We start from the raw sequence: 22,541 nt of genomic DNA, 5'->3' as shown, positions 1-22,541 counted from the left end.
GTTGCTCGGTCATTGGATTCCTGAATTGCGCCGCGACAGTCAGGCGTCCCGCAACAAATCGTTGGCGTTGAGGATGTCGTAGGCGATTTCCGGGCGCTTCTCAAGGCCACGGCGAATGGCAGCGGGGATTGACTGGCGGGTTCTGCGGCACAGCCCGGGCTGCTCGCCGAGGGTGATGCCGATGCCGCGCATGGTTCGCACTTCATTGAAGCTGGGGGTGATCTCGACGCGGATGCCCAGTTGCTCGAACATCCGCTGTTGCAGGCGTTCGAGGTCGGCCAGGCTCTGGAGGTTTTCCAGGCGGTCGAGCAGGCGCTTTTCTTCCGGGCGGGTCAGAAACAGGATGCGCACGTCCGCCCCCGGCGTTTCCAGCAGCGGGTCACGCCCGCAGGTGCAGGCGCCGGGCGGGCAGGGGGTGCGGATCGAAACAGGGGTCGTCATGGGCCCTAATCATAGAGCGCTCCAATCCGCTTTGCCCATAGCTGAATCGTCAGTCCGAGAGATCGGTCGTCGGGATGATCTGCGGGTCCTCAACCGCCACACTGCTGGCGGTTTTCTTTTCCCGCCGATCACTCATCCAGGTGTTCAACTGCTCGCCGAATTCGGCCGGGGCCTTGCGTCCGACTCTTCTGGCGAGGTCGAGAATGGTCTGCTGGGCGAGCGCCTCTTCCATGCGTTTTTGCGCGGTCATCATCACTGCGTGTACCGAGCAAGGACCGTCGAGGGCCCATGTCGGTGGGGCGCCGTCGAACAAGGCGCAACGCCCGCGAATCTCGCGGCAATCGAAGATCAGTTTCTTGCCATCGATGGCGTTGACGATATCCAGCACGCTGATTTCGTCCGCCGGCCGCGCCAGTTTGAACCCGCCGCGCACGCCTTCGGTGGCCACTACCAGTTTGGCCTTGGCCAGACGGGTGAAGATCTTCGCCAGGTAATCCAGCGGCACGCCTTGCAGTTCGGCGAGGTCGCGCACGCTCGCCTCACGGCTGTCGCCGTAATCGCCTACCAGAAAAATCAGGCAATGAATGCCGTATTCAACGCCCGCACTGTAAAGAGACATCGGGATCTCCGACTGAATGAGTCGCCAATGTTATCAGCCGATGGTGAGGCGGGCAAGAATGCATGTTTGTCCCTGTCTGCCCTGTGTTGCTTATAGATAAAAGCTGTTGTCGGGGTTTTCGAGGTATCGAAGTGGATGATGACAACCATGGAAAAAGGATCTTGCATACTGTAACTCGGATCACTATAGTCGCCGTTATCAGCTCGGCAACGAGTTCAGTCTTTGGTCATCCTCGGAGTTAAAACCATGAAACAGCACATTCTGGTCATCGGCGCAGGTTTCGGCGGCATGTGGACGGCGTTGAGCGCTACACGCCTGTTCGACCTGCATGATCACAACGGCGTAGAGGTCACGGTACTGGCGCCTCAGGCCGAGCTGCGCGTGCGTCCGCGCTTTTACGAACCGAATGCTCATCAACTGGCTGCACCGCTCGGTGAGCTGTTCGATGCGGTCGGTGTGAAGTTCGTCAAGGGCGCCGCAGAGACCATCGACGTGCAGCAGAAAAGTGTCGGTTACACCGATGCTTCAGGCACCCGCCAGAGCCTCAGCTACGACAAACTCGTTCTGGCGACCGGCAGCCGTCTGGCCCAGGCGAACACCCCGGGCGTGTCCGAGCATGCCTTTGATGTGGACCAGATCGAACACGCCGTGCGTCTGGAAAACCACCTCAAATCCCTGGCCAACCAGCCAGAAAGTAAAGCCCGCAATACCGTGGTCGTCGCTGGCGGCGGTTTCACCGGGATTGAAACGGCGACGGAAATGCCGGCGCGTCTGCGGGCAATTCTCGGTGAGGGCGCCGACATTGAAGTGATCATCATCGACCGTGGCGAGAAGGTCGGGGCTTCGATGGGGGCTGAAATCAGCCAGTCAATTGCCGAGGCGAGCACTGAACTGGGGGTGAAATGGCGCGTGAAGTCGTCGGTGGCGGCGGTCGACGCGAACGGTGTGACCCTGGCCGACGGCCAGCGCATCGAGGCCAAAACCGTGGTCTGGACCACCGGTGTGCGCGCCAGCTCGCTGACCGAGCAAATCCCTGCCGAGCGTGATGGCCAAGGCCGTCTGCACGTGGACAGCCATCTGAAAGTCATCGGCCAGGACGACATCTTTGCCACGGGTGATGTGGCTTACGCGGCCTGTGACGACATCGGCAACTTCGCGATGATGACCTGCCAGCACGCCATCTCGCTGGGGCGTCACGCCGGTAACAACGTGGCGGCGCAGATCCTGGGCGTGGACCCGACGCCGTACAGCCAGCCCAAGTACGTGACGTGCCTGGACCTGGGCGCTTGGGGCGCGGTCTATACCGAGGGTTGGGATCGTCAAATCAAACTGGTCAAGCAGGAAGGTAAAAACCTGAAGACGCAGATCAACACCGTGTGGATCTACCCACCGGCCGCTGATCGTGCCGCCGCATTGGCCGCAGCGGATCCGATGATTCCGGTGGCTTGATAGCGTCCCAATGAAAAATCCCGCTCAAGCGACCTTGAGCGGGATTTTTTTATCTATGGAAAGTTAGATGCGGAACGCCTGGCGGCCAACCAGCAGCCATTTGCCATCCTTCTTCTGCCAAATCTGGAAGTTCTCGATTTCGGTCGGGATCACTTCGGTGCCCTTGAGCGCTTGTGCCGAGAAATGATTGCGCACCAGTGCTACATCGCCGGAGACGTTGATGGTCTGGTTTTGCATTTCCAGGGTTTTGAACGCGCTTTTGCCGGTTTCGATGTCGGCGATGAAGTCAGTCTTGTCCTGAACCTTGCCGCTGGAATGCCCGTAGGTCAGGTTCTCGGCGGTCAGGGCTTTAAGTTCGGAAATGTTCTTGTGCAGCATGGCTTGTGTTAGATGGTCGACGGCGCTGGCGACCTCTTTCTCGCCCAGCGCCGGGGCGGCGGCGACGTAGCCACTGAAGAGGCATAGAAAACCGACCAGTAATTTGACGTTCTTCATAGGTGTTTCCTTGTTGTTATGGGAAGGGTGACTCGTCGGTCATCGTACAACCTATAAAGAATTTAGAGAATACCCGGCACGCCCCGTCTTCCAGGTCGTGCACGGGCAGCGGGTTTCAGGCCAGCATCGACAGCAAACCGCCCTGACGATCCAGCTTGGCCAGGTCATCGAAGCCGCCAACATGGGTGTCGCCGATGAAAATCTGCGGCACGCTGCGTCGACCGCTGCGGCTGAGCATTTCCTCGAACTTGCCGGGGCTGGACTGGACGTTTATTTCCTCGGCCGCGATGCCTTTACTGGCCAGCAGCGCCTTGGCGTTGCGGCAATAGGGGCAGGTGTCGGTGGTGTAGATCGTCACGTTGTTCATCGTCGATACTCCTGAATTTAGTGGCCGCGCTTACGCATCGATGGCGGGGAAGTCAATCTCGGTGAGGGCGAGGTTGTTGAGGTAGTTGGTCAGGGTTTGTGCTGCGATGTGGCCCACTACTTCGACGATCTTGGCGTCGGTGATGCCGGCTGCCCGTGCGGCGTCGAGTTGTTCGAGGCTGAGGTGGCCACGGCTTTCGGTAATTTGTTGGGCGAGGGTGGCGTAGGCATTCAGTTGGCCATGTCGGGCACTGAGTATGTCTTGCGCAGACAGCCCGGCTTTACCGGCAAACAGCGTGTGCGCCGCCAGACAGTAATCGCAGCCGTTGACTTGCGAGGTGGCCAGGAACACCACTTCTTTTTCCGTCGCGCTCAGGGATGTTTTGCCCAGCGTCGCGCTTTGTTGCAGGTAGGCCGCCAGTACCGCAGGGGCGTGCGCCAGGGTTTTGAAGACATTCGGCAAAAAGCCGATTTTTTTCTGTACGCCTTCCAGCAGTGGGCGGGTGGTGTCAGTAGCGTGTTCGAGGCTCAGGGCGGTGATGCGGCTCATGGGTATTGCTCCGTCGATTCAAGCGCGGTGTGCGCTGGGTACGGGGTCTATGCTATGGGGCGACGCTGGCTTTTAGGGTGCAAATCGTCGAGGATATGCGACAGATCGTCCAGATGTTCACCCGGGAGCCGTTCCATGGATCGCTTGTCCACGTTACTCACCCACTTCGGCGTCAGTGCCGGGAGCTTCTACAGCGGGCATTTTTGCGGCTCCGTGGTGTTTGATGGTGACCAGTCCACTGGCCACCTTCACCTGTTGCAGGCCGGCGAAGTGACGCTGAAATTGGCCGATGAGCCCGACCAGGTGCTCACCGAACCGACGCTGATATTTTTCCCGCGACCCTACCGTCACCGTCTATTCGCCAGCGAAGCCTCGGGCGCCCAGCTGGTGTGCGCATCGCTGGATTTCGACGGGGGTGCCGGCAATGCCTTGGCGGCCGCGCTGCCGGATTTCCTGCTGCTCAAACTCGACAGTATTCCGACGATGGCCGGTACTCTGGATTGGCTATTCAGCGAAGCCTTCGGCGGCATCTGTGGCCGTGAAGCGATGATGGATCGACTGTTCGAATTACTGGTGATCCAGCTGCTGCGGCATATCCTCAGCGACCGCGAACAGAGCCCCGGCATGATGGCCGGCCTCGCCGATTTGCGACTGGCACGGGCCATGAGCCTGATGCACGACGCGCCGCAAAAGTCCTGGACTGTGGCCGAACTGTCAGCGGCGGCGAACATGTCCCGCGCCAGCTTTGCCGAGCATTTTCGTCGGGTGGTAGGGCAGACACCGGTCGACTATCTCGTTAACTGGCGCATCAGCCTGGCGCAGAAACGCTTGCGCGAAGGCAAGTCGATTGCGCTGATCGCCGATGAGGTCGGCTACGAAAGCCCCTCGGCACTGGCCCGGGCGTTTCGCCGAAAAACCGGGGTCAGCCCGCGCGAGTGGACGCAGGCCGGCAAACGCACTCGCCACAGGGTTTCAGAATCGTGAGATAGACTAACCAGCGGACATCCAACGAAGGGAGTGACCACCGTGGCGCGATTCACATGGACTCACTGATCACCGCCGCCGCGCGTGCATTGGCCGCGGGTGATCCCCTCGGGGCGTTGAACCGGGTGGCCCTGCGCGAAGATGCGTCGGCGCTGGCACTGCGCGGTATCGCCATGGCGCAGCTCGGCGATCTGGAGCGGGCCAAGGCATTGGTCAAACGGGCCGCGCGCGCATTTGGTCCCAAAGAGCCCATGGCCCGAGCCCGCTGTGTGGTGGCGGAGGCCGAAATTGCCCTGGCCTCTCGCGATTTGAGCTGGCCGGAAAAGGCTCTCGACGCCGCGCGGGCAACGCTGGAAGCCCATGGCGATTGGGTGAACGCGGCTCACGCGCGCTATCTGGAGATTCGGCGTTTATTGTTGATCGGTCATCTCGATCAGGTCGAGGATCGACTCGCCCAGCTGGACCCTGCGCCCTTGCCGCCAGCCTTGCGCGCCGCCCATGAATTGTTGGTGGCCGGCATCGCCATGCGCCGAATGGAGATCAAAAAGGCGCGGTCTGCATTGGAACGGGCCGAACGCTTCGCGGGCGAGGCGGGGATCCCGGCGCTGAGCGCAGAAGTCGAGAGCGTCGCTCATGCCCTCAACGCTCCCGCTGCCCGGTTAATCAGCCGAGGCGAGGCGCGACCGTTGCTGCTGGATGAAATTGAAGCGCTGCTGACCTCAACATCGCTGGTGGTCGACGCGTGTCGTTACACGGTGCGCGGCGCCGGTATGTCGGTGTCGCTGGCCAAGCGCCCGGTTTTGTTCTCCCTCGCCCGGATGCTGGCCGAAGCCTGGCCGCGCGATGTTCCCCGCGAGGCACTCATCGCCTACGCTTTTCGCTTGAAACTCAGTGACGACTCCCACCGCGCGCGATTGCGCGTCGAAGTCGGACGGCTGCGTGCGGCGCTTCGACCACTGGCCGCGATCACCGCGACGAAGCGCGGCTTTGCACTGATGTCGCCGGACGTCATTGTGCTGGCGCGACCGGTTGAAGAACAGCACGCGGCGCTGTTGGCGTTTTTGGCGGACGGCGAGTCGTGGTCGAGTTCGGCACTGGCGATGGCGCTGGGCATGGGTCAGCGCAGTGTGCAACGGGCGCTTGATTCGCTGGCGGTCGCCGGCAAAGTGCAGGCGTTTGGCCGTGGCCGCGCACGTCGCTGGATGATGCCACCGATGCCGGGATTCGCGACGACTTTGTTACTCACGGCTTTGTTGCCGGGTGATTAGGCTCCACTCCACACACCCAGTGAAGAGGATGCAACCATGAAACGTTCAACTGCTGAAATCATCCGTGAATACGGCCCGTTTCCCGGCGTCCACAGCGTTCACGGCGTCTCGTTTGACGGCCAGCACATCTGGTTCGCGTCTGGCGAAAAACTCAACGCCCTCGACCCGGACAGTGGCAAGCCGCTGCGTTCGCTGGATATCACCGCAGACGCGGGAACCGCGTTTGACGGCGAGCATCTGTTCCAGATTGCCGGAGAACACATCAACAAGATCGATCCCCAAAGCGGCCGTGTGCTGGCCACGATTCCGGCGCCCGGCGCGGGCACCGATTCGGGGCTGACGTGGGCGGAGGGCACGCTGTGGGTTGGCCAGTATCGGGCGCGCAGGATTCATCAGATCAACCCCGACACCGGGGCCATTCTGCGCACCATCGAGTCCAACCGTTTTGTCACCGGCGTGACCTGGGTGGACGGCGATCTGTGGCACGGCACGTGGGAGGAGGATCAGAGTGAGTTGCGGCGGATCGACCCGATCACCGGCAAGGTCCTGGAGGCTGTCGACATGCCACCAGGCGTGGGGGTATCAGGTCTTGAGTCGGACGGTGGCAAGCTGTTTTTCTGCGGCGGGGGCAACAGCGCAAAGGTGCGGGCCGTACGCCGGCCCGTGGCTTCCTAGAACGTAAACTGACGTGACGAACGGGGCGCACGTTGGGCCAGTTCGATCTCCAGCAGGTGTTCAACCAGCACGTCATTGAGAAAGCGGAACTGATCGTTGAGGCCGACCACTTCGTTGTTGAAGTGGTTGGCGGCTGCCGGCATCAGCAACGCTTCGAAATTTTCGTCAAACACCAGTGAAAGCTCTTTGCGCGACACGAATTGCTGCGCGTAGTAGTTGTTGCCGAACACCGGGAAGCTCACGGAAAGGCTCACGGAGTGGATCATGATGGTTGCTCCTCGGTCTGACCGATGTCCAGGAAGAAACGGGAAAACAGGGTCAGCGAAACGGCCGTCAGGGCCAGGCAGGTCAGGAGATGGATCAACATGATGTGGCCCTCCGATGTGGGCGTTGAGTTGCGATGGAGTGATCGTGCGCCAGAGGGGTTTATTGCGGAAGGCATTCGTCGCGATGGTGAATATCAACATTAATGATGGGGTTCTAAAACCTGCCATCCCACCCCGGCGAACAAACAGCGCTACCTATACTCAAACCAATAGGCCTTTGAGTTCCGGGCATTCTGCCCAAGGGCGACTGTAGGAAACCGCGATCTTGAACCTGCGTTCGCTGATCGTCGCCGTGTTGGTGGTGTTGGCGGGGTGCGCCATGCCTGTGCGTGCGCCCGTGGTGGAGCGGGTTGTAGTGGTGTCCGACAGCACGTGGCACCAGGTGGATCGCGAAATCGTCGAAGCCTCTCAATCGGCCACCGAACAGACCCGAATCTACTCGCGCGGAGCCATGGACTACTGGCGCACTCGCGTCTACCAACTGACCGAAGAAAACTTCATCCCCTGGTTCAGCAGCTACTGGACCCAGGAATGGCTGTCGATGAAGGTCAGCTGGTACACCATCAGCGCCAAGGGCGAACAGGATGCCTCTGCCAAGCGCCTGGCAGAGTATTTGCTGGAACAGTACCAGCAACGCGTGCTGGCGCCGGTGGCGGTAGAAATTGATCCCGATGCGATTCTCGGCCAGGCCACGGCGTTTTACGTGGACATTCTTCAGGAAGAGTTGCAGAAAATTTCCCAGCGTCATGGCATTCCCATAGCCCAGCTCAATGGCCGAATCCAGAAAATCCCCGCTATCGCCCTCGGGCCGCCACCCGCGCGCAATGCTTCGCTTTACCAAGTCGTCCGTACGGAACCGCTGAGCTCTCTGCCGGCGTACGCCGCACTGATCGACAAGATTCACAAGGCTGGCGGCGACAAGGGCGTCGGCTCGACCGACACCGCCATGGCGCCTGTGGCCAAGCGCGCCAGTCAGCGCATGGAGGCGGAAATGGCCCCGCGCGGGGCGGCCAGCGCCGTGGCCGCAGCGGCCGGCAAGCTGGCCGGGGGCTTGATTACCGTCGGCGTAGCCGGGATTCGTGCGCTCATTCAGGCCGCCGACCGCCCCGACAGCGAGGCGCTGATTCGCAGCAGCCTGGGCAACACGTTCGACAAGGCCTGGCTGAAGCTGGTGCAGAATCCGACGACCGGCGTGATGGCGGGGACGCTCTACATGGCAGGTCAGATCGAGGGCAACCTGGCGGCAACCGCCGCACCACCGTCGGTCGGTTCGCCCGGCGGTGAGGTCGATTGGAGCCCGACGCAATCGACTAACCAGCAGATCGACCCTCAACCCCCCGCAGGAGAATGACCATGTCTTATGTCGATGGCTGTGTGATTGCCGTACCGACCGCCAAGCGCGAGCAATTCAAAAAGCACGCCGAGCTCACCAGCGCGATTTTCAAGGAGAACGGTGCCTTGAGCATTGTTGAGTGCTGGGGCGACGATGTGCCGGACGGCAAAGTGACTTCGTTTCCGATGGCGGTGAAACTCAAGGAAGACGAAACCGTGGTGTTTTCCTGGGTCATCTGGCCAGACAAAGCGACCCGTAACGCCGGCATGCAAAAAATGATGGCCGACCCGCGCATGCAACCGGACGTCAATTCAATGCCGTTCGATGGTCAGCGCATGATCTTCGGCGGCTTCAACATCCTCTATCAGTCCTGACACAACCCCACCGGATCACTCCGCGCTCGGGGTGATCCGGCAACTCTTGCGATGACGGATTTCGTCATCCGTCGGCCGCTCCCTGACGAACTCGAAACGTGGCTCACCTTCGCTATAGTGAACCAGCCAGCCCCATTCCAGCTCGGATTCATCCTGCCCCGGTTGCGGTGGCATCGCCCACCATGGCTCTTTGCTGATGATCTGCCGCATGGCCCCCTCCCGTTGTTTTCGGTTGGTTCAACTATAACGTGCATGTCAGGAGGTGCCAGGCATGAACGACGAATCCCATGAACCGCTCAAACGGCTGTTTTTTGCGCTGAACTGCCCGCCCGAACAACGCAAGGCGATTGCCCAGTGGCGCGGCGCACTTGAACTGCGCAACGGGCGGCCGGTGCCGGCGGCTAACTTTCACCTGACGTTGTTGTTTTTGGGTTCTGTCGGCGTGGCGCAGATCGGCGAGATCTGCACGGCCGCCGCCAAGGTTCACGTACCGGGTGTGGCGTTGAGGGTGCTGCTTGATCGGCTGGATGTGTGGCGCAGGGCCGGGGTGTTGGTGCTCGCGCCGGAGCAGGCGCCGCCGCAGTTGTTGCGGCTGGTGTATGCGTTGGAGCAGGCGATGTTGCCGTTTGGGCTGGAGGAAACGGCGAAGGAGTTTCGGCCGCATTTGACCTTGATGCGTGACTATCGGGTGCCGGTGCCTGAGTCCGCGACGCCGCCGGATTTTTTTCTGCGGGCGGATCGTTTTGTGCTGTTTGAATCGCATAAGGGGCGTTATCGGGCATTGGCCGAATGGCCGCTGGTGCCCGACTAAAAAAAGGCGCCCGAGGAGGGCGCCCAAATTCACCTTAACCGAGGAAGCCAGGTGAGGCCGTTCTGCTGCAGGGAGCGTGCAGCGGTGGTAAGGCGCTGCGGGAACGGAAAACGGTTGAGTCTTGTGTTGCGATGGCGGTCTTACATTCAGCGATTACTTCCCGAGCTTGACCCGCGTCCAGCCCCGGGTCATCACCCGCTGAATCCCGATCGGCATGTCCGGAATCGCATACAGCGTCGCCATCACGGCTTGCGGCGGATACGAACCCGGATCGTCGCGAATCGCTTCATCCACCAACGGCGTCGCCGCCGCGTTGGCGTTGCTGTAGCCGATGTTGTTAGTGATCTCGGCAATGATGTCCGGGCGCATCAGGAAGTTCATGAACAGGTAGGCGTTCTCGACGTTCGCCGCGTCCCGGGGAATGGCGACCATGTCATAGAAACTGCCGGCGCCTTCTTTCGGGATGCTGTAGTCGATCTTCACCGCGTTGCCCGATTCCTGCGCGCGGGCCTTGGCTTGCAAGACGTCGCCGGAATAACCGACCGCCACGCAGATGTTGCCGTTGGCCAGGTCGGAGATGTATTTCGACGAATGGAAATACGCCACCGACGGGCGAATCTTCATGAACAGCGCTTCAGCTTCGGCGATCTGGCCTTTGTCCTGCGAGTTCACCGGGTAGCCCAGGTAGTGCAGGGCGGCGGGGAGCATTTCCGTAGGCGAATCGAGGAAGCTGATGCCACAGGCTTTCAGCTTTTCCGCGTTTTCCGGTTTGAACAGCAAGTCCCAGGAGTTGGTCGGTGCATGGGCGCCGAGCACTTCCTTGACCTTGGCCGGGTTGAAACCGATGCCGATCGAGCCCCACATGTACGGGAAGGCGTGAGCGTTATCCGGATCGCTGGCGGACGCATTTTTCAGCAGGACCGGGTTGAGGTTTTTCCAGTTCGGCAGCTTCGATTTGTCCAGCGTCTGATAGACGCCAGCCTTGATCTGCTTGGCCAGGAAACTGTTGGACGGCACAACAATGTCGTAGCCGGATTTGCCTGCGAGCAGGCGTGCCTCAAGGGTTTCATTGCTGTCGAACACATCGTAGGTCACGCGGATGCCGGTCTCGTCTTCGAACTTCTTGACGGTGTCCGGGGCGATGTAATCCGACCAGTTGTAGACGCGCAGTACCTTGTCATTGGCCTGGGCGCCGGTAGCCATCGCGCCCAATAAGGACAGTGTCAGCAGAGTCCTGCCAAACATTTTCATCGGTACAACTCCATTCTTTTTATTTAGAACACAAAACCTGTGGCGAGGGAGCAAGCGCCCTCGCCACAGTTAACTCAACAACGGTCTTAAGCCGTTGCTCCAGCCATTTGCTTGTTCGGTTGCTGCCACGATTCACTGGCGGTCTGGTCCATCGCTTCCTGGATCGCACGTTTGCGGGTGGCTTCAGCGCGGCGGCTGAAGTACCAGACCATGAAGGTCACGATCGAAACGGCGAGCAGAATCAGGCTGGCCACGGCGTTGATCTCGGGCTTCACGCCCAGGCGCACCGCCGAGAACACTTCCATCGGCAACGTCGTCGAGCCCGGTCCCGACACGAAGCTCGCCAACACCAGGTCATCCAGCGACAGGGCAAACGACATCATGCCGCCGGCTGCCAGCGAGGGTGCGATCATCGGAATGGTGATCAGGAAAAACACCTTGAATGGCTTGGCCCCAAGGTCCATGGCCGCTTCTTCGATGGACAGGTCCAGCTCACGCAAGCGCGCCGACACCACCACCGCTACATACGCCGCACAGAACGTGGTATGGGCGATCCAGATCGTGACGATGCCACGTTCCTGCGGCCAGCCAATCAACTGCGCCATCGCCACGAACAGCAGCAACAACGACAGACCGGTGATCACTTCCGGCATCACCAGCGGCGCCGTTACCAGGCCGCCAAACAGCGTGCGACCCTTGAAACGCGTAACGCGAGTCAGGACAAACGCCGCCAGCGTACCGAGTGCGACCGCGGCCACCGCCGTGTAGCAGGCGATTTCCAGCGAGCGCACCACCGAGCCCATCAGTTGGGTGTTGTCGAGCAGGCCGGCGTACCACTTGAACGACCAGCCACCCCACACCGTCACCAGTTTCGAGGCGTTGAACGAGTAGATCACCAGGATCAGCATCGGCAGGTAGATAAACGACAAGCCGAACACCAGCATCATTTTTGAAAAACCGAAACGTTTCATCCCCGTGCCTCCATCTCTTTGGCCTGGCTGCGGTTGAACAGCAGAATCGGCACAATCAGGATCAACAGCATCACCACCGCCAGGGCAGACGCCACCGGCCAATCGCGGTTGTTGAAGAACTCTTGCCACAGCACGCGACCGATCATCAGGGTCTCCGGGCCGCCCAGCAGTTCCGGGATCACGAATTCACCGACCACCGGAATGAACACCAGCATGCAACCGGCGATGATGCCGTTCTTGGCCAGCGGCACGGTGATTTTCCAGAAGTTGTTGAAGTTGCTGGAACCCAAATCCGAACCCGCTTCCAGCAGGCTTTGATCGTGCTTGACCAGGTTGGCGTACAGCGGCAACACCATGAACGGTAGATACGCATACACCACGCCGATATAGACGGCGGTGTTGGTGTTGAGGATCTCGATCGGGTGATCGGTCAGCCCGGTCCACATCAAAAACGCGTTAAGCAGGCCGTTGTTGCTGAGGATGCCCATCCACGCGTAAACGCGGATCAGGATCGCGGTCCAGGTCGGCATCATGATCAACAGCATCAGGACGTTTTGCGTTTCCTTGTTGGCCTTGGTAATGGCGTAGGCCATCGGGAAACCGATCACCAGGCACATCAGCGTGCTGAAAAACGCGACCTTCAACGAGCCGAGGTAGGCCGAGAGGTACAGCTCATCGTCGGTCAGCAACAGGTAGTTGCCGACGTTGAGGAACAGCTGAAACTTCTGTTCGGCGTAGGTGTAAATCTCCGAGTAAGGAGGAATGGCCAGCGCCGCTTCCGAGAAGCTGATCTTCATCACCAGGAAGAACGGCAACAGGAAAAACAGGCACAGCCACAGGAAAGGAACCCCGATGACGAGCTTTCGACCACTCGGCATCAGCCGCATGAACTGCTGATTGAGTGTTTTCATGAGCGCAGTACCACGCCGCTGTCGTCTTCCCACCACACGTACACGGTGTCGTCCCAGGTCGGACGCGCGCCACGGCGTTCGGCGTTGGCCATGAACGACTGCACGACTTTGCCGCTTGGCAGTTCGACGTAGAACACCGAGTGACCGCCGAGGTAGGCGATGTCATGCACTTTGCCTTTGGACCAGTTGTAGCGGTTCTCGGGCTTGACTGTGCTGACCAGCATTTTTTCCGGGCGGATGGCGTAGGTAATCGACTTGTCCTGCACCGAAGTGCTGACGCCGTGACCGACGTAAATCTTCTGCTCGAGGTCCGGACTGTGGATGATCGCGTGACCTTCAAGGTCTTCCACCACGGTGCCGTCGAAGGCGTTCACGTTGCCGATAAACTCGCAGACCATGCGGCTGACCGGTGCTTCATAGATGTCGACCGGGCTGCCGATTTGCGCAATCCAGCCCAGGTGCATGATCGCGATGCGCTGGGCCATGGTCATGGCCTCTTCCTGGTCGTGGGTCACCATCACGCACGTCACGCCGACGCGTTCGATGATTTCCACCAGCTCCAGTTGCATCTGCGAACGCAGCTTTTTATCCAGCGCTCCCATCGGTTCGTCGAGCAGCAACAGCTTGGGACGCTTGGCCAGGGAGCGGGCGAGGGCCACACGCTGACGCTGACCGCCGGACAGTTGATGCGGCTTGCGTTTGGCGTATTGGGTCATGTGCACCAGGCGCAGCATTTCTTCAACGCGGGCGTCGATTTCGCTGGCGGGCAAACGGTCCTGCTTGAGGCCGAAGGCAATGTTCTGCGCCACGGTCATGTGCGGGAACAAGGCGTACGACTGGAACATCATGTTGATCGGCCGCTCGTACGGCGGCATGTCAGTGATGTCCACGCCGTCGAGGAAAATCCGCCCATCGGTCGGGCGCTCGAAGCCTGCGAGCATGCGCAGCAGGGTCGATTTGCCGGAACCGGAACCGCCGAGCAGGGCGAAGATCTCGCCTTGATGAATCTCGAGTGAGACATCATCTACTGCGCAGGTTTCGTCGAATTTCTTGGTGACGCGGTCGACTTTCACCAACACCTTTTTCGATGTCTGGTGACCTTCAAGAGCCTTCCTGTAAATGCTGGAGGCGTTTGCCATGTGAAACTCCCAACAGGTTTCAGTCGTCGGGCCAACGCGGCCTGACTTAATAGTTGATTGCAAGCCTGAGCCGTACGATTTCAGTGAATTCGGCAGTGCCCCCCCTGTAGGGGTGTTGCGTTGGATTCACTGGCCCGTACCGCCTGGGCTTATTCGGCGCCGCCGTCCTGGCTGCCTGGTAGTACTTGTTGTTATCGCAGTGTTGCTGTCGCGAGGGGCGGGCGCGCGAAGGCACGCCCGTCTGACTCGCGGGGGCAGTAATCGGTTGTTTGTTTATTCAGTCAGCGGCTTTTACGCTGCGCGGCCCGTCGCCGGCACGCATCGCCGAACGCCTGGAAAATACTCAAATAAGGAGGATGGGTGAGCACTTGCCATTCCGGGTGCCATTGCACGCCGACGGCAAACGTCGGGCTGTGCTCCACCGAGATCGCTTCGATCAAACCGTCCGGCGCAATCGCTTCGGCACGCAGACCGGGGGCGAGTCTGTCGATGCCCTGGCTGTGAATCGAATTGACCCTGAACTCATCGGGCAACTCCAGCGCTTCGAACACACCGCCCGGTTGCACGGTCACCGCATGCGCCGGTGCGTATTGCACCGCCAGCTCAGGACTGTCTGCCTCGCGGTGATCGAGCATGCCCGGCAGTTCGTGGACCTTCTGGTGCAGGCTGCCACCAAACGCCACGTTCATTTCCTGGAAGCCCCGGCAGATGCCGAGCACCGGCACGCCGGCCGCAATGGCTGCACGTAATAAAGGAAGGGTCGTGGCGTCCCGCGCCGGATCGTGATCCGTGCCGGGAGCGCTGGCCGGGCCTTGATAGTGGAAAGGTTCCACATTCGAAGGAGAGCCGGTCAGCAACAGACCGTCGAGATGCGCGAGCACATCCTCGATTTCAGTCAATTCGCCCAGGGAAGGTATGACCACAGGCAGCCCCAGCGCCGCGACGCTGACAGCACGCAAGTACTTGTCGCCGCTGATGTGGTAGGGGTGCAGGCCAATCTGTTTGACGCATGCAGTAACGCCGATCAATGGCTTGAATGCCATTTTTATCACCTCGAAGTTTCACACTTGAACGAGCTTTTCCGGAGCTTAGCCTTGTTGATTTTAATTAACAACTCTCATGTAAAAAATTCTAAACGCCACGCGTCTGATCCTCAGCGTTTACGCGGTGCTCAAGGCTGATCTGGCACTCTCGTCCCCTAAAAAGGCCCGAAAATAAAGGTTGAAGGCTCTGGTGTTCGCTATTGACTTCACTTTGCCGTTCGGGTTGACTGGGCTCGTGAAAGGGTAGTGAACATAATAATTAACAGCTAAAAAATAGGTGCATCATGTCGGTCCCTCTGCGTGCCGTTCAACTCAACGAAGCAAACGCATTCCTTAAGAAATATCCTGAGGTTTTGTACGTCGACCTTCTGATTGCGGATATGAACGGCGTGGTGCGCGGCAAGCGCATCGAGCGCACCAGTCTTCATAAGGTCTACGAAAAAGGCATTAACCTGCCGGCGTCCCTGTTTGCTCTGGACATCAACGGTTCCACGGTGGAAAGCACCGGCCTGGGTCTGGACATCGGCGACTCTGACCGAATCTGCTTCCCCATCCCCGGTACCCTGAGCATTGAGCCGTGGCAGAAGCGCCCAACCGCTCAGTTGCTGATGACCATGCACGAACTCGAAGGCCAGCCGTTCTTTGCCGACCCGCGAGAAGTGTTGGCCAATATCGTGCGCAAGTTCGATGACCTGGGCCTGACCATCTGCGCAGCCTTCGAACTCGAGTTTTATCTGATCGACCAGGACAACGTGAACGGTCGTCCGCAATCGCCACGTTCGCCGGTATCGGGCAAGCGTCCGGTGTCGACCCAGGTGTATCTGATCGACGACCTCGACGAATACGTCGACTGTCTGCAAGACATCCTCGAAGGCGCGAAAGAGCAGGGCATTCCTGCCGACGCCATCGTCAAGGAAAGCGCCCCGGCGCAGTTCGAAGTGAACCTGCATCACGTCAACGACCCGATCAAGGCCTGCGACTACGCGGTGCTGCTCAAGCGTCTGGTGAAGAACATCGCCTACGACCACGAGATGGACACCACGTTTATGGCCAAGCCGTATCCGGGTCAGGCGGGCAACGGTTTGCACGTGCACATTTCGATTCTCGACAAAGAAGGCAACAACATCTTTGCCAGCGAGGATCCCGAGCAGAACGCCGCGCTGCGACACGCGATCGGCGGTGTGCTCGAGACCCTGCCGGCGCAGATGGCGTTCCTCTGCCCGAACGTCAACTCGTACCGTCGTTTTGGTGCGCAGTTCTACGTGCCGAACTCCCCGAGCTGGGGCATCGACAACCGTACCGTGGCGGTGCGTGTGCCAACCGGTTCGCCGGATTCGGTGCGCATCGAACACCGTGTCGCCGGTGCCGACGCCAACCCGTACCTGCTGATGGCCTCGGTGCTGGCCGGTATTCACCACGGCCTGACCAACCAGATCGAGCCGGGCGCCCCGGTGGAAGGCAACAGCTACGAGCAGAACGAGCAGAGCCTGCCGAACAACCTGCGCGATGCACTGCGCGAGCTGGACGACAGCGAAGTCATGGCCCGTTACATCGACCCGCTGTACATCGACGTGTTCGTGGCGTGCAAGGAAAGCGAGCTGGCCGAGTTCGAGAACTCTATCTCCGACCTTGAGTACAACTGGTACTTGCACACGGTCTAAAGACCTACCCCAATCCCTGTAGGAGTGAGCCTGCTCGCGATGGCGTCATCACATTCAATAATGATGGTGATTGATCCACCGCTATCGCCGGCAAGCCGGTCTCACTCCTACAGGGGAGCGGATTACCAAATTTTGATGGGCGAGCGTTTGCTCGCCAATCGAACAAATCCCCTGCGTCGAGTCACAACCATGACAAACACTCGCAGCGACTGGGAACAACGCTTCCAGTCCCTCACCATCGAAGCCCGTGCATTCATCGACGGCCAATACTGCCCGGCACTCAGCGGCGACACCTTTGAGTGCATGAGCCCGGTCGACGGCCGTTTCCTGGCCAACGTCGCCAGCACCGACGAAGCCGACGCCAATGCGGCCGTCGCCGTCGCGCGCCGCACGTTTGAATCCGGCATCTGGGCCAGCCTCGCTCCGGCCGAGCGCAAGCGCACCCTGATCCGCTTCGCCGACCTGATCCTGGCCAACCAGGAAGAACTGGCCCTGCTCGAAACCCTCGACATGGGCAAGCCGATCAACGACTCGATGAACATCGACATTCCAGCGACCGCCAACGCGATCCGCTGGAGCGCCGAAGCCATCGACAAGATCTACGACGAAGTCGCCGCCACGCCGCACGACCAACTCGGCCTCATCACCCGCGAACCTGCGGGCGTGGTCGCGGCCATCGTGCCGTGGAACTTCCCGTTGATCATGGCCAGCTGGAAGTTCGCTCCCGCCCTGGCTGCCGGCAACTCGTTCATCCTCAAGCCATCGGAAAAGTCGCCGCTCACCGCCATTCGCATTGCGCAACTGGCACTGGACGCCGGCATTCCAAAAGGCGTGTTCAACGTTCTGCCGGGCTACGGTCACACCGTCGGCAAGGCGCTGGCGTTGCACATGGACGTCGACGTGCTGGCCTTCACCGGCTCGACCGCGATTGCCAAGCAACTGATGATCTACGCCGGGCAAAGCAACATGAAACGCGTCTGGCTCGAAGCCGGCGGCAAGAGCCCGAACGTGGTGTTCGCCGACGCGCCGGACCTGCGCGCCGCCGCACAAGCAGCCGCCGGTGCGATTGCCTTCAACCAGGGCGAAGTCTGCACCGCCGGTTCACGCTTGCTGGTCGAGCGTTCGATTCGCGAGCAGTTCATTCCGTTGCTGGTGGAAGCGCTGCAAGCCTGGAAACCGGGGCACGCCCTGGACCCGGAAACCACCGTCGGCGCGGTCGTCGACCAGCGTCAACTGGATAACGTGTTGCGCTACATCCAGGTCGGCAAAGACCAGGGCGCGCAACTCATCGCCGGCGGCAGCCGCACCCTCGAAAGCACCGGCGGCCTGTACGTGGAACCGGCGATTTTCGACGGCGTGACCAACGCCATGACCATCGCCCGCGAAGAAATCTTCGGCCCGGTGCTGTCGCTGATCACCTTCGACACCGCTGAAGAAGCCCTGGCCATCGCCAACGACAGCATCTTCGGCCTCGCCGCCGGTGTCTGGACCAGCAACCTGAGCAAGGCCCACACCTTCGCTCGCGGCTTGCGTGCCGGCAGCGTCTGGGTCAACCAGTACGACGGCGGCGACATGACCGCGCCGTTCGGTGGGTACAAGCAGTCGGGTAACGGTCGGGACAAATCGCTGCACGCGTTCGACAAATACACCGAACTCAAAGCGACCTGGATCAAGCTCTAACACCTATAAAAAAAGCGACGGTCGCCGGCACATGCCAGCGGCCATCGGAGAAACCTATGAAACAAACAACACATGTAAACAGCTACTACGCCGCCACCCGTAACTTCACCGGCGAATTCCCGGTGCTTGAAGAGCTGGTGGAATGCGACGTCTGCATCATCGGCGCCGGCTACACCGGTTTGTCCTCGGCCCTGTTCCTCGCGGAAGCGGGCTACAGTGTGACCGTCCTCGAAGCCGCCAAAGTCGGGTTCGGCGCCAGCGGTCGCAACGGCGGCCAACTGGTCAACTCCTACAGCCGCGACGTCGATGTGATCGAAGAGCGCTACGGCGACAAGACCGCTGAAATCCTTGGCAGCATGATCTTCGAAGGCGCCGACATCATCCGTCAGCGCATACAGCACTACGACATCCAGTGCGACTACAAGCCGGGCGGCATCTTCGCCGCGATGAACAAGAAACAACTCAAAGGCCTGGCCGAGCAGAAGAAGAGCTGGGAGCGCTACGGCAACAAAAACCTGAAAATGCTCGACGCGGCGGACATCAAGCGTGAAGTCGGTTCCGATGCCTACGTCGGCGGCTTGCTGGACATGCAGGGCGGCCATATTCACCCGCTGAACCTGGCCCTCGGCGAAGCCTCGGCCATCATCGGCCTGGGCGGCAAGATCTACGAACAATCGGCGGCGGTGGAAATCACCTACGGCGAACCGATCACCGTGCGCACCGCCAAAGGCGTGGTCCGCGCCAAATACCTGCTGATCGCCGGCAACGCCTACCTGCCGCAAGGCCTCGACAATCGCGTGACCAGCAAAAGCATGCCGTGCGGTTCGCAAATCGTCGTCACCGAACCGTTGTCCGAAAAGGTTGCGCGCAGCCTGATCAAAAACAACTACTGCGTCGAAGACTGCAACTACCTGCTCGACTACTACCGCCTGACTGCCGACAACCGCCTGCTGTACGGCGGCGGCGTGGTCTACGGCGCACGCGAACCGGACGACATCGAGCAACTGATCCGCCCGAAAATCCTCAAGACCTTCCCGCAACTGAAGGACGTGAAAATCGACTACCGCTGGACCGGCAACTTCCTGCTGACCATGTCGCGCATGCCACAATTCGGCCGCATCGAGAAAAACGCCTACTACATGCAAGGCTACAGCGGCCACGGCGTCACCTGCTCGCACCTGGCCGGCAAACTGATCTCGGAAATGATCCGTGGCGACGCCGAACGCTTCGACGCGTTCGCCTCGCTTCCGCACATGCCAATGCTCGGCGGCCGCACCTTCCAGGCCCCGCTCACCGCCATGGGCGCCGCGTACTACGCACTGCGTGATCGGTTCGGGATCTAAGCCCCGACACAGGCTCTGCTCCCACCACCGATCAAAATGTGGGAGTCGGGCTTGCCCGCGATGACGGCAAATCAGCCACCATCAAAGCCGCCTGACACCCCCAAAACCCACATTGCCAAACGGTCTGACATGTACACCCTCAGCTTTTTCACTAACCAGTTATCGAACCTGCTGAGCAACACCCCCAAACGTGATTTAATACCCGCCTTTCAAATTTCCGGGACAGGGAAGCGGTACTCTCGCGGCCAAAAGTCGCCCGCCATCCACCCCCATAACCCTTAAGTATTCTTCGCATAAGGCTGTCATGGACACGGGCTCACGACTCAAACTAGTACGCGAAAGCTACAAACTGTCCCAGCGCGAGCTGGCCCGGCGTAGCGGCGTCACCAATGCCACCATCTCCCTGATCGAACAGAATCGCGTCAGTCCTTCCGTCAGCTCGCTCAAAAAACTGCTTGAAGGCATTCCCATGTCTTTGGCGGACTTCTTTACCTTTGATCAGCCGCCGCGTGAGCACCAATACGTGTTCCGCGCCAACGAACAGCCAGATCTCGGCCGTCATGGGCTGCGGTTGCTGCTGATTGGCGCTTCGGTGCCGAGTCGACAGATGCGCCTGTTGCGCGAGCAATACGCGCCTGGGGCGAGTTCGGGGGAAGAGCCGATTGTGCATTCGGAAGGGGAGGAGTGTGGGTTGGTTACTCGGGGAACGGTTGAGTTGACGGTTGATGGGCAGATTAGCGTGTTGAATGCCGGGGATGGGTATTACTTTCCGACGACGCTGCCGCATCGGTTTCGGAATATTGGGGCGGATGAGGCTGAGATTATTAGTGCGAATACGCCGGCGAATTTTTGATTGCGGAACTGAATAATACGGGGGTTGAATAGTATTCAAAACAATATGTTTAACCCTCTTTATCAGTATAAGCGCGAGAAATAGAATATGCCGGTATCCGCTGAACACCAGTTTGTTGCTGAGGAGCTTGACTCCGTTTTAAGTTTTTATGCTAAAACGAAGCTTTTCGGTGTCCTTGAAGCTGATCGAAAAAAATATGATTATGCGTGTGTGCTCGAGAGAGACTGTAGGAGGCCGCTTGTATCTCAAGTGCTATGGTCCCATTCGGAAGGTGTACACAAAGACCTCATGAGCTTACTCCATGACCGAAATGCACCCATAAAAGTGTATTTTGCTAAGGACACTACCAAGCATCGATTGAAAATTTCTGAGATTATCTCAAATTATCGAGGGGATGAGGCTTTAAGTCCTCTACTTCAAGGATTAAAGATTATTTACCTCCCATCTGAGTTTGACGCGGACAAACAAGAAGAGCAGAGGTGGATGTCTAACTATATATCTGAGATTGTATGCAAAGATCTTTTGTTTGCAACTGTTTTTGGAAGGCTTATCAAGTCGGATGTTCGAGTTTTTGCTAATCATAATGGTCCAATTGGTTTAAAGTACGCCGTTCTCGATGAAATAATAAAAAATGGTTTGATTCATACGCCAACTTTTAAAAGCTCCATCGGCTATCGGTCTGATGGTCCCACGAGGGAAATCATCACAATGTTGTCGGCGTTAGGACTAGTTCAGAGACCTGATCAAACCGTGTTAGCTTTACCAACGATAAAAGGGAGGATGTTCATGGACTTGAGCAAGCATCTTCTTTATGAAAAATATAATCCAGATCATATGTTAGGCGATTTGGGCTCGATTAAAAATATGCTGTTCAAACCCAGCGGGTTAGAGGGGTTTGACTACCAGCAAGAGATTGTAGAGTCTGCAGAACACTGCTCCTCCGAATATGGACGCAATCTTCTTGAGGGAATGGATTTTTCTGAGCCTGTATTTTATTCGAACTATGATTGGAAAATATTCTACGATCAGCTTAAAGACGTGCCTGGCTTTAAAAAGAAAACATTTGAGGATGTTGATTGTGCGTTTTTTTTAAAATAGTATTCTAGAGGGAAGGTGGCAGACCTCTTTAAAGATATATCTGTTACCGTTATCTTCAGGCATAAAAAGGGGGGGCGAATTTATTTTTTTCGTCCCCTTCTTAAAATAGATCCTCCTCTTTTTTAATTTTTTGTCTTGCTCTAACTCAAGTAAACTTCTTGGAGATTTCGAATTTATTCCCATAATGGCAGCGATACTGGATTTTTGTGTTAATTAGGTTCGTAAATAGTTTCGCCTTTTCTCTTCCTTTGATAAAGGACATGTCGCTCTTTGGAAAGCTAACCTCAAGAAGTATTTTTTCTTCCCCTTTTTCTATTGCATGCTCATCATGAAGGAAGCCTGCCACGCAGTGCGCCAAACCTTTGGTTTGAAAGTGCTCATTTACTAAAGTCACAAATCTTTCGAATACGGTATGTCCATCAAGCTCGATTGCGTCACCTAAAGTTATTAGATATCTGTCTATAATAGATGGTCCCAATCCAACATTTTTCACTTTTAGAGTGTAGGTGTAGTGACCATCTAAAGTTGTACTATTGAACTGGCTATTGAATGTTAGGTGAGGCTTAACCAATAGTCTGTTGTGTTTTCTTGTTGCATAGGATTGATATATGGTAACTCCAAAGCCTAGAGCCGCAATAAAGCATGTAAGTGTAGTTCCCAGCGGAAGTCCCCAGCCTAAGTTAATAGATTGTCCCACAATGAGGCTGGATAAAATAACCACTAACAGCGTGATTAAAACATCAAATTTCGACAGTGACAGCATTAAAATATCTCTTTTGCAGAAAAACGGGTATGAGCGAAGTCATATTGACATTATTCTTGCTCTGCGTCGACATTGTCCGTAAAAAGCCATTTTTGCAAAGACAGCTCGGGGTCGGAGGTTCCGTATGGATTTTCTCT

At 58.3% G+C, this 22,541-nt stretch carries 25 protein-coding genes; 12 read left to right on the top strand and 13 right to left on the bottom strand.

Annotation, left to right across the window (positions count from 1 at the left end):
* Window positions 1–39: 39 nt before the first annotated feature.
* Window positions 40–441, bottom strand: a complete 402-nt coding sequence (locus tag J2X66_RS00470) for a hypothetical protein (protein WP_310259453.1) — start codon at window positions 439–441, stop codon at window positions 40–42.
* 49 nt (window positions 442–490) lie between these two features.
* Window positions 491–1,060 carry an Rrf2 family transcriptional regulator gene (locus J2X66_RS00465; RefSeq protein WP_310259450.1) on the bottom strand — a complete coding sequence of 190 codons (570 nt, stop codon included), beginning with the start codon at window positions 1,058–1,060 and terminating at the stop codon, window positions 491–493.
* Window positions 1,061–1,306: 246 nt separating this feature from the next.
* Here J2X66_RS00465 and J2X66_RS00460 point away from each other — a divergent pair, with 246 nt between their 5' ends.
* A complete protein-coding gene (locus J2X66_RS00460; RefSeq protein ID WP_310259448.1) occupies window positions 1,307–2,509 on the top strand; it encodes an NAD(P)/FAD-dependent oxidoreductase in 1,203 nt (400 codons plus the stop codon).
* 63 nt (window positions 2,510–2,572) lie between these two features.
* Here the strand turns inward: J2X66_RS00460 and J2X66_RS00455 are convergent, their stop codons facing one another.
* The 3 genes from J2X66_RS00455 to J2X66_RS00445 all read right to left on the bottom strand — a co-directional run bounded on the left by J2X66_RS00455 (window position 2,573) and on the right by J2X66_RS00445 (window position 3,920).
* Window positions 2,573–3,004 carry a nuclear transport factor 2 family protein gene (locus J2X66_RS00455; protein WP_310259445.1) on the bottom strand — a complete coding sequence of 144 codons (432 nt, stop codon included), beginning with the start codon at window positions 3,002–3,004 and terminating at the stop codon, window positions 2,573–2,575.
* A 115-nt stretch (window positions 3,005–3,119) separates the two neighbouring features.
* Window positions 3,120–3,371 carry a glutaredoxin 3 gene (gene grxC, locus J2X66_RS00450; RefSeq protein WP_140668959.1) on the bottom strand — a complete coding sequence of 84 codons (252 nt, stop codon included), beginning with the start codon at window positions 3,369–3,371 and terminating at the stop codon, window positions 3,120–3,122.
* Between the two features lie 30 nt (window positions 3,372–3,401).
* Entirely contained in the window at window positions 3,402–3,920 is a 519-nt protein-coding gene (locus tag J2X66_RS00445) for a carboxymuconolactone decarboxylase family protein (RefSeq protein ID WP_310259439.1), read from the bottom strand.
* 135 nt (window positions 3,921–4,055) lie between these two features.
* Here J2X66_RS00445 and J2X66_RS00440 point away from each other — a divergent pair, with 135 nt between their 5' ends.
* From J2X66_RS00440 to J2X66_RS00430, 3 genes are read left to right on the top strand one after another with little or no spacing between them, the layout of a single operon-like run.
* Window positions 4,056–4,904 carry an AraC family transcriptional regulator gene (locus tag J2X66_RS00440; protein WP_310259437.1) on the top strand — a complete coding sequence of 283 codons (849 nt, stop codon included), beginning with the start codon at window positions 4,056–4,058 and terminating at the stop codon, window positions 4,902–4,904.
* A 56-nt stretch (window positions 4,905–4,960) separates the two neighbouring features.
* Window positions 4,961–6,172, top strand: a complete 1,212-nt coding sequence (locus J2X66_RS00435; protein WP_310259435.1) for a helix-turn-helix domain-containing protein — start codon at window positions 4,961–4,963, stop codon at window positions 6,170–6,172.
* Window positions 6,173–6,208: 36 nt separating this feature from the next.
* Window positions 6,209–6,847, top strand: coding sequence for a glutaminyl-peptide cyclotransferase (locus tag J2X66_RS00430; protein ID WP_310259432.1), 639 nt, complete (start codon window positions 6,209–6,211; stop codon window positions 6,845–6,847).
* Here J2X66_RS00430 and J2X66_RS00425 read toward each other — a convergent pair.
* Window positions 6,844–7,113, bottom strand: coding sequence for a hypothetical protein (locus J2X66_RS00425; protein WP_310259429.1), 270 nt, complete (start codon window positions 7,111–7,113; stop codon window positions 6,844–6,846). The genes J2X66_RS00430 and J2X66_RS00425 overlap by 4 nt on opposite strands.
* A gap of 325 nt (window positions 7,114–7,438) precedes the next feature.
* On the opposite strand from J2X66_RS00425, the gene J2X66_RS00420 reads away from it, so the two are divergent.
* Both J2X66_RS00420 and J2X66_RS00415 read left to right on the top strand, forming a co-directional pair.
* Complete coding sequence (locus J2X66_RS00420; protein ID WP_310259426.1) at window positions 7,439–8,524, top strand: hypothetical protein; 1,086 nt, start codon at window positions 7,439–7,441, stop codon at window positions 8,522–8,524.
* Window positions 8,525–8,526: 2 nt separating this feature from the next.
* Complete coding sequence (locus J2X66_RS00415) at window positions 8,527–8,880, top strand: DUF1428 domain-containing protein (protein ID WP_310259423.1); 354 nt, start codon at window positions 8,527–8,529, stop codon at window positions 8,878–8,880.
* A 15-nt stretch (window positions 8,881–8,895) separates the two neighbouring features.
* Here J2X66_RS00415 and J2X66_RS00410 read toward each other — a convergent pair whose 3' ends face one another.
* Complete coding sequence (locus J2X66_RS00410) at window positions 8,896–9,090, bottom strand: hypothetical protein (protein WP_027925274.1); 195 nt, start codon at window positions 9,088–9,090, stop codon at window positions 8,896–8,898.
* Window positions 9,091–9,151: 61 nt separating this feature from the next.
* On the opposite strand from J2X66_RS00410, the gene thpR reads away from it, so the two are divergent.
* Window positions 9,152–9,691, top strand: a complete 540-nt coding sequence (gene thpR / locus J2X66_RS00405) for an RNA 2',3'-cyclic phosphodiesterase (protein ID WP_310259419.1) — start codon at window positions 9,152–9,154, stop codon at window positions 9,689–9,691.
* A 153-nt stretch (window positions 9,692–9,844) separates the two neighbouring features.
* Here the strand turns inward: thpR and J2X66_RS00400 are convergent, their stop codons facing one another.
* The 5 genes from J2X66_RS00400 to J2X66_RS00380 form a co-directional block, all read right to left on the bottom strand.
* A complete protein-coding gene (locus tag J2X66_RS00400) occupies window positions 9,845–10,942 on the bottom strand; it encodes a polyamine ABC transporter substrate-binding protein (RefSeq protein WP_310259416.1) in 1,098 nt (365 codons plus the stop codon).
* Between the two features lie 86 nt (window positions 10,943–11,028).
* A complete protein-coding gene (locus J2X66_RS00395) occupies window positions 11,029–11,913 on the bottom strand; it encodes an ABC transporter permease subunit (RefSeq protein WP_027925277.1) in 885 nt (294 codons plus the stop codon).
* Window positions 11,910–12,791: an ABC transporter permease subunit gene (locus tag J2X66_RS00390; RefSeq protein ID WP_170219144.1), complete on the bottom strand. Its 882-nt coding sequence runs from the start codon at window positions 12,789–12,791 to the stop codon at window positions 11,910–11,912. Before J2X66_RS00390 ends, J2X66_RS00395 begins: the two co-directional genes overlap by 4 nt.
* A 29-nt stretch (window positions 12,792–12,820) precedes the next feature.
* Window positions 12,821–13,963 carry a polyamine ABC transporter ATP-binding protein gene (gene potA / locus J2X66_RS00385; protein ID WP_310259413.1) on the bottom strand — a complete coding sequence of 381 codons (1,143 nt, stop codon included), beginning with the start codon at window positions 13,961–13,963 and terminating at the stop codon, window positions 12,821–12,823.
* Between the two features lie 281 nt (window positions 13,964–14,244).
* On the bottom strand, window positions 14,245–15,006 hold the full coding sequence (locus J2X66_RS00380) for a gamma-glutamyl-gamma-aminobutyrate hydrolase family protein (protein WP_310259411.1): 762 nt from the start codon (window positions 15,004–15,006) through the stop codon (window positions 14,245–14,247).
* 284 nt (window positions 15,007–15,290) lie between these two features.
* On the opposite strand from J2X66_RS00380, the gene J2X66_RS00375 reads away from it, so the two are divergent.
* From J2X66_RS00375 to J2X66_RS00355, 5 genes are all read left to right on the top strand, one after another.
* The gene (locus tag J2X66_RS00375) at window positions 15,291–16,667 is read left to right on the top strand and encodes a glutamine synthetase family protein (protein ID WP_123436074.1); all 1,377 of its coding nucleotides are present in this window, start codon (window positions 15,291–15,293) and stop codon (window positions 16,665–16,667) included.
* A gap of 189 nt (window positions 16,668–16,856) precedes the next feature.
* Window positions 16,857–18,347 (top strand): aldehyde dehydrogenase, encoded by a 1,491-nt coding sequence (locus tag J2X66_RS00370; RefSeq protein WP_310259407.1) that lies wholly within the window; start codon window positions 16,857–16,859, stop codon window positions 18,345–18,347.
* A gap of 56 nt (window positions 18,348–18,403) precedes the next feature.
* A complete protein-coding gene (locus J2X66_RS00365; protein WP_310259404.1) occupies window positions 18,404–19,690 on the top strand; it encodes an FAD-binding oxidoreductase in 1,287 nt (428 codons plus the stop codon).
* 304 nt (window positions 19,691–19,994) lie between these two features.
* Entirely contained in the window at window positions 19,995–20,543 is a 549-nt protein-coding gene (locus J2X66_RS00360; RefSeq protein ID WP_007895886.1) for a cupin domain-containing protein, read from the top strand.
* 87 nt (window positions 20,544–20,630) lie between these two features.
* Window positions 20,631–21,641 carry a hypothetical protein gene (locus tag J2X66_RS00355; protein ID WP_310259391.1) on the top strand — a complete coding sequence of 337 codons (1,011 nt, stop codon included), beginning with the start codon at window positions 20,631–20,633 and terminating at the stop codon, window positions 21,639–21,641.
* A gap of 145 nt (window positions 21,642–21,786) precedes the next feature.
* Here the strand turns inward: J2X66_RS00355 and J2X66_RS00350 are convergent, their stop codons facing one another.
* Window positions 21,787–22,404 carry a hypothetical protein gene (locus J2X66_RS00350; protein WP_310259388.1) on the bottom strand — a complete coding sequence of 206 codons (618 nt, stop codon included), beginning with the start codon at window positions 22,402–22,404 and terminating at the stop codon, window positions 21,787–21,789.
* Window positions 22,405–22,541 lie beyond the last annotated feature (137 nt).

Source organism: Pseudomonas sp. 3296 (genome assembly GCF_031456615.1).
Classification (GTDB): Bacteria; Pseudomonadota; Gammaproteobacteria; order Pseudomonadales; family Pseudomonadaceae; genus Aquipseudomonas; species Aquipseudomonas mucoides.
This window is presented reverse-complemented; position numbering and strand designations above follow the sequence as displayed.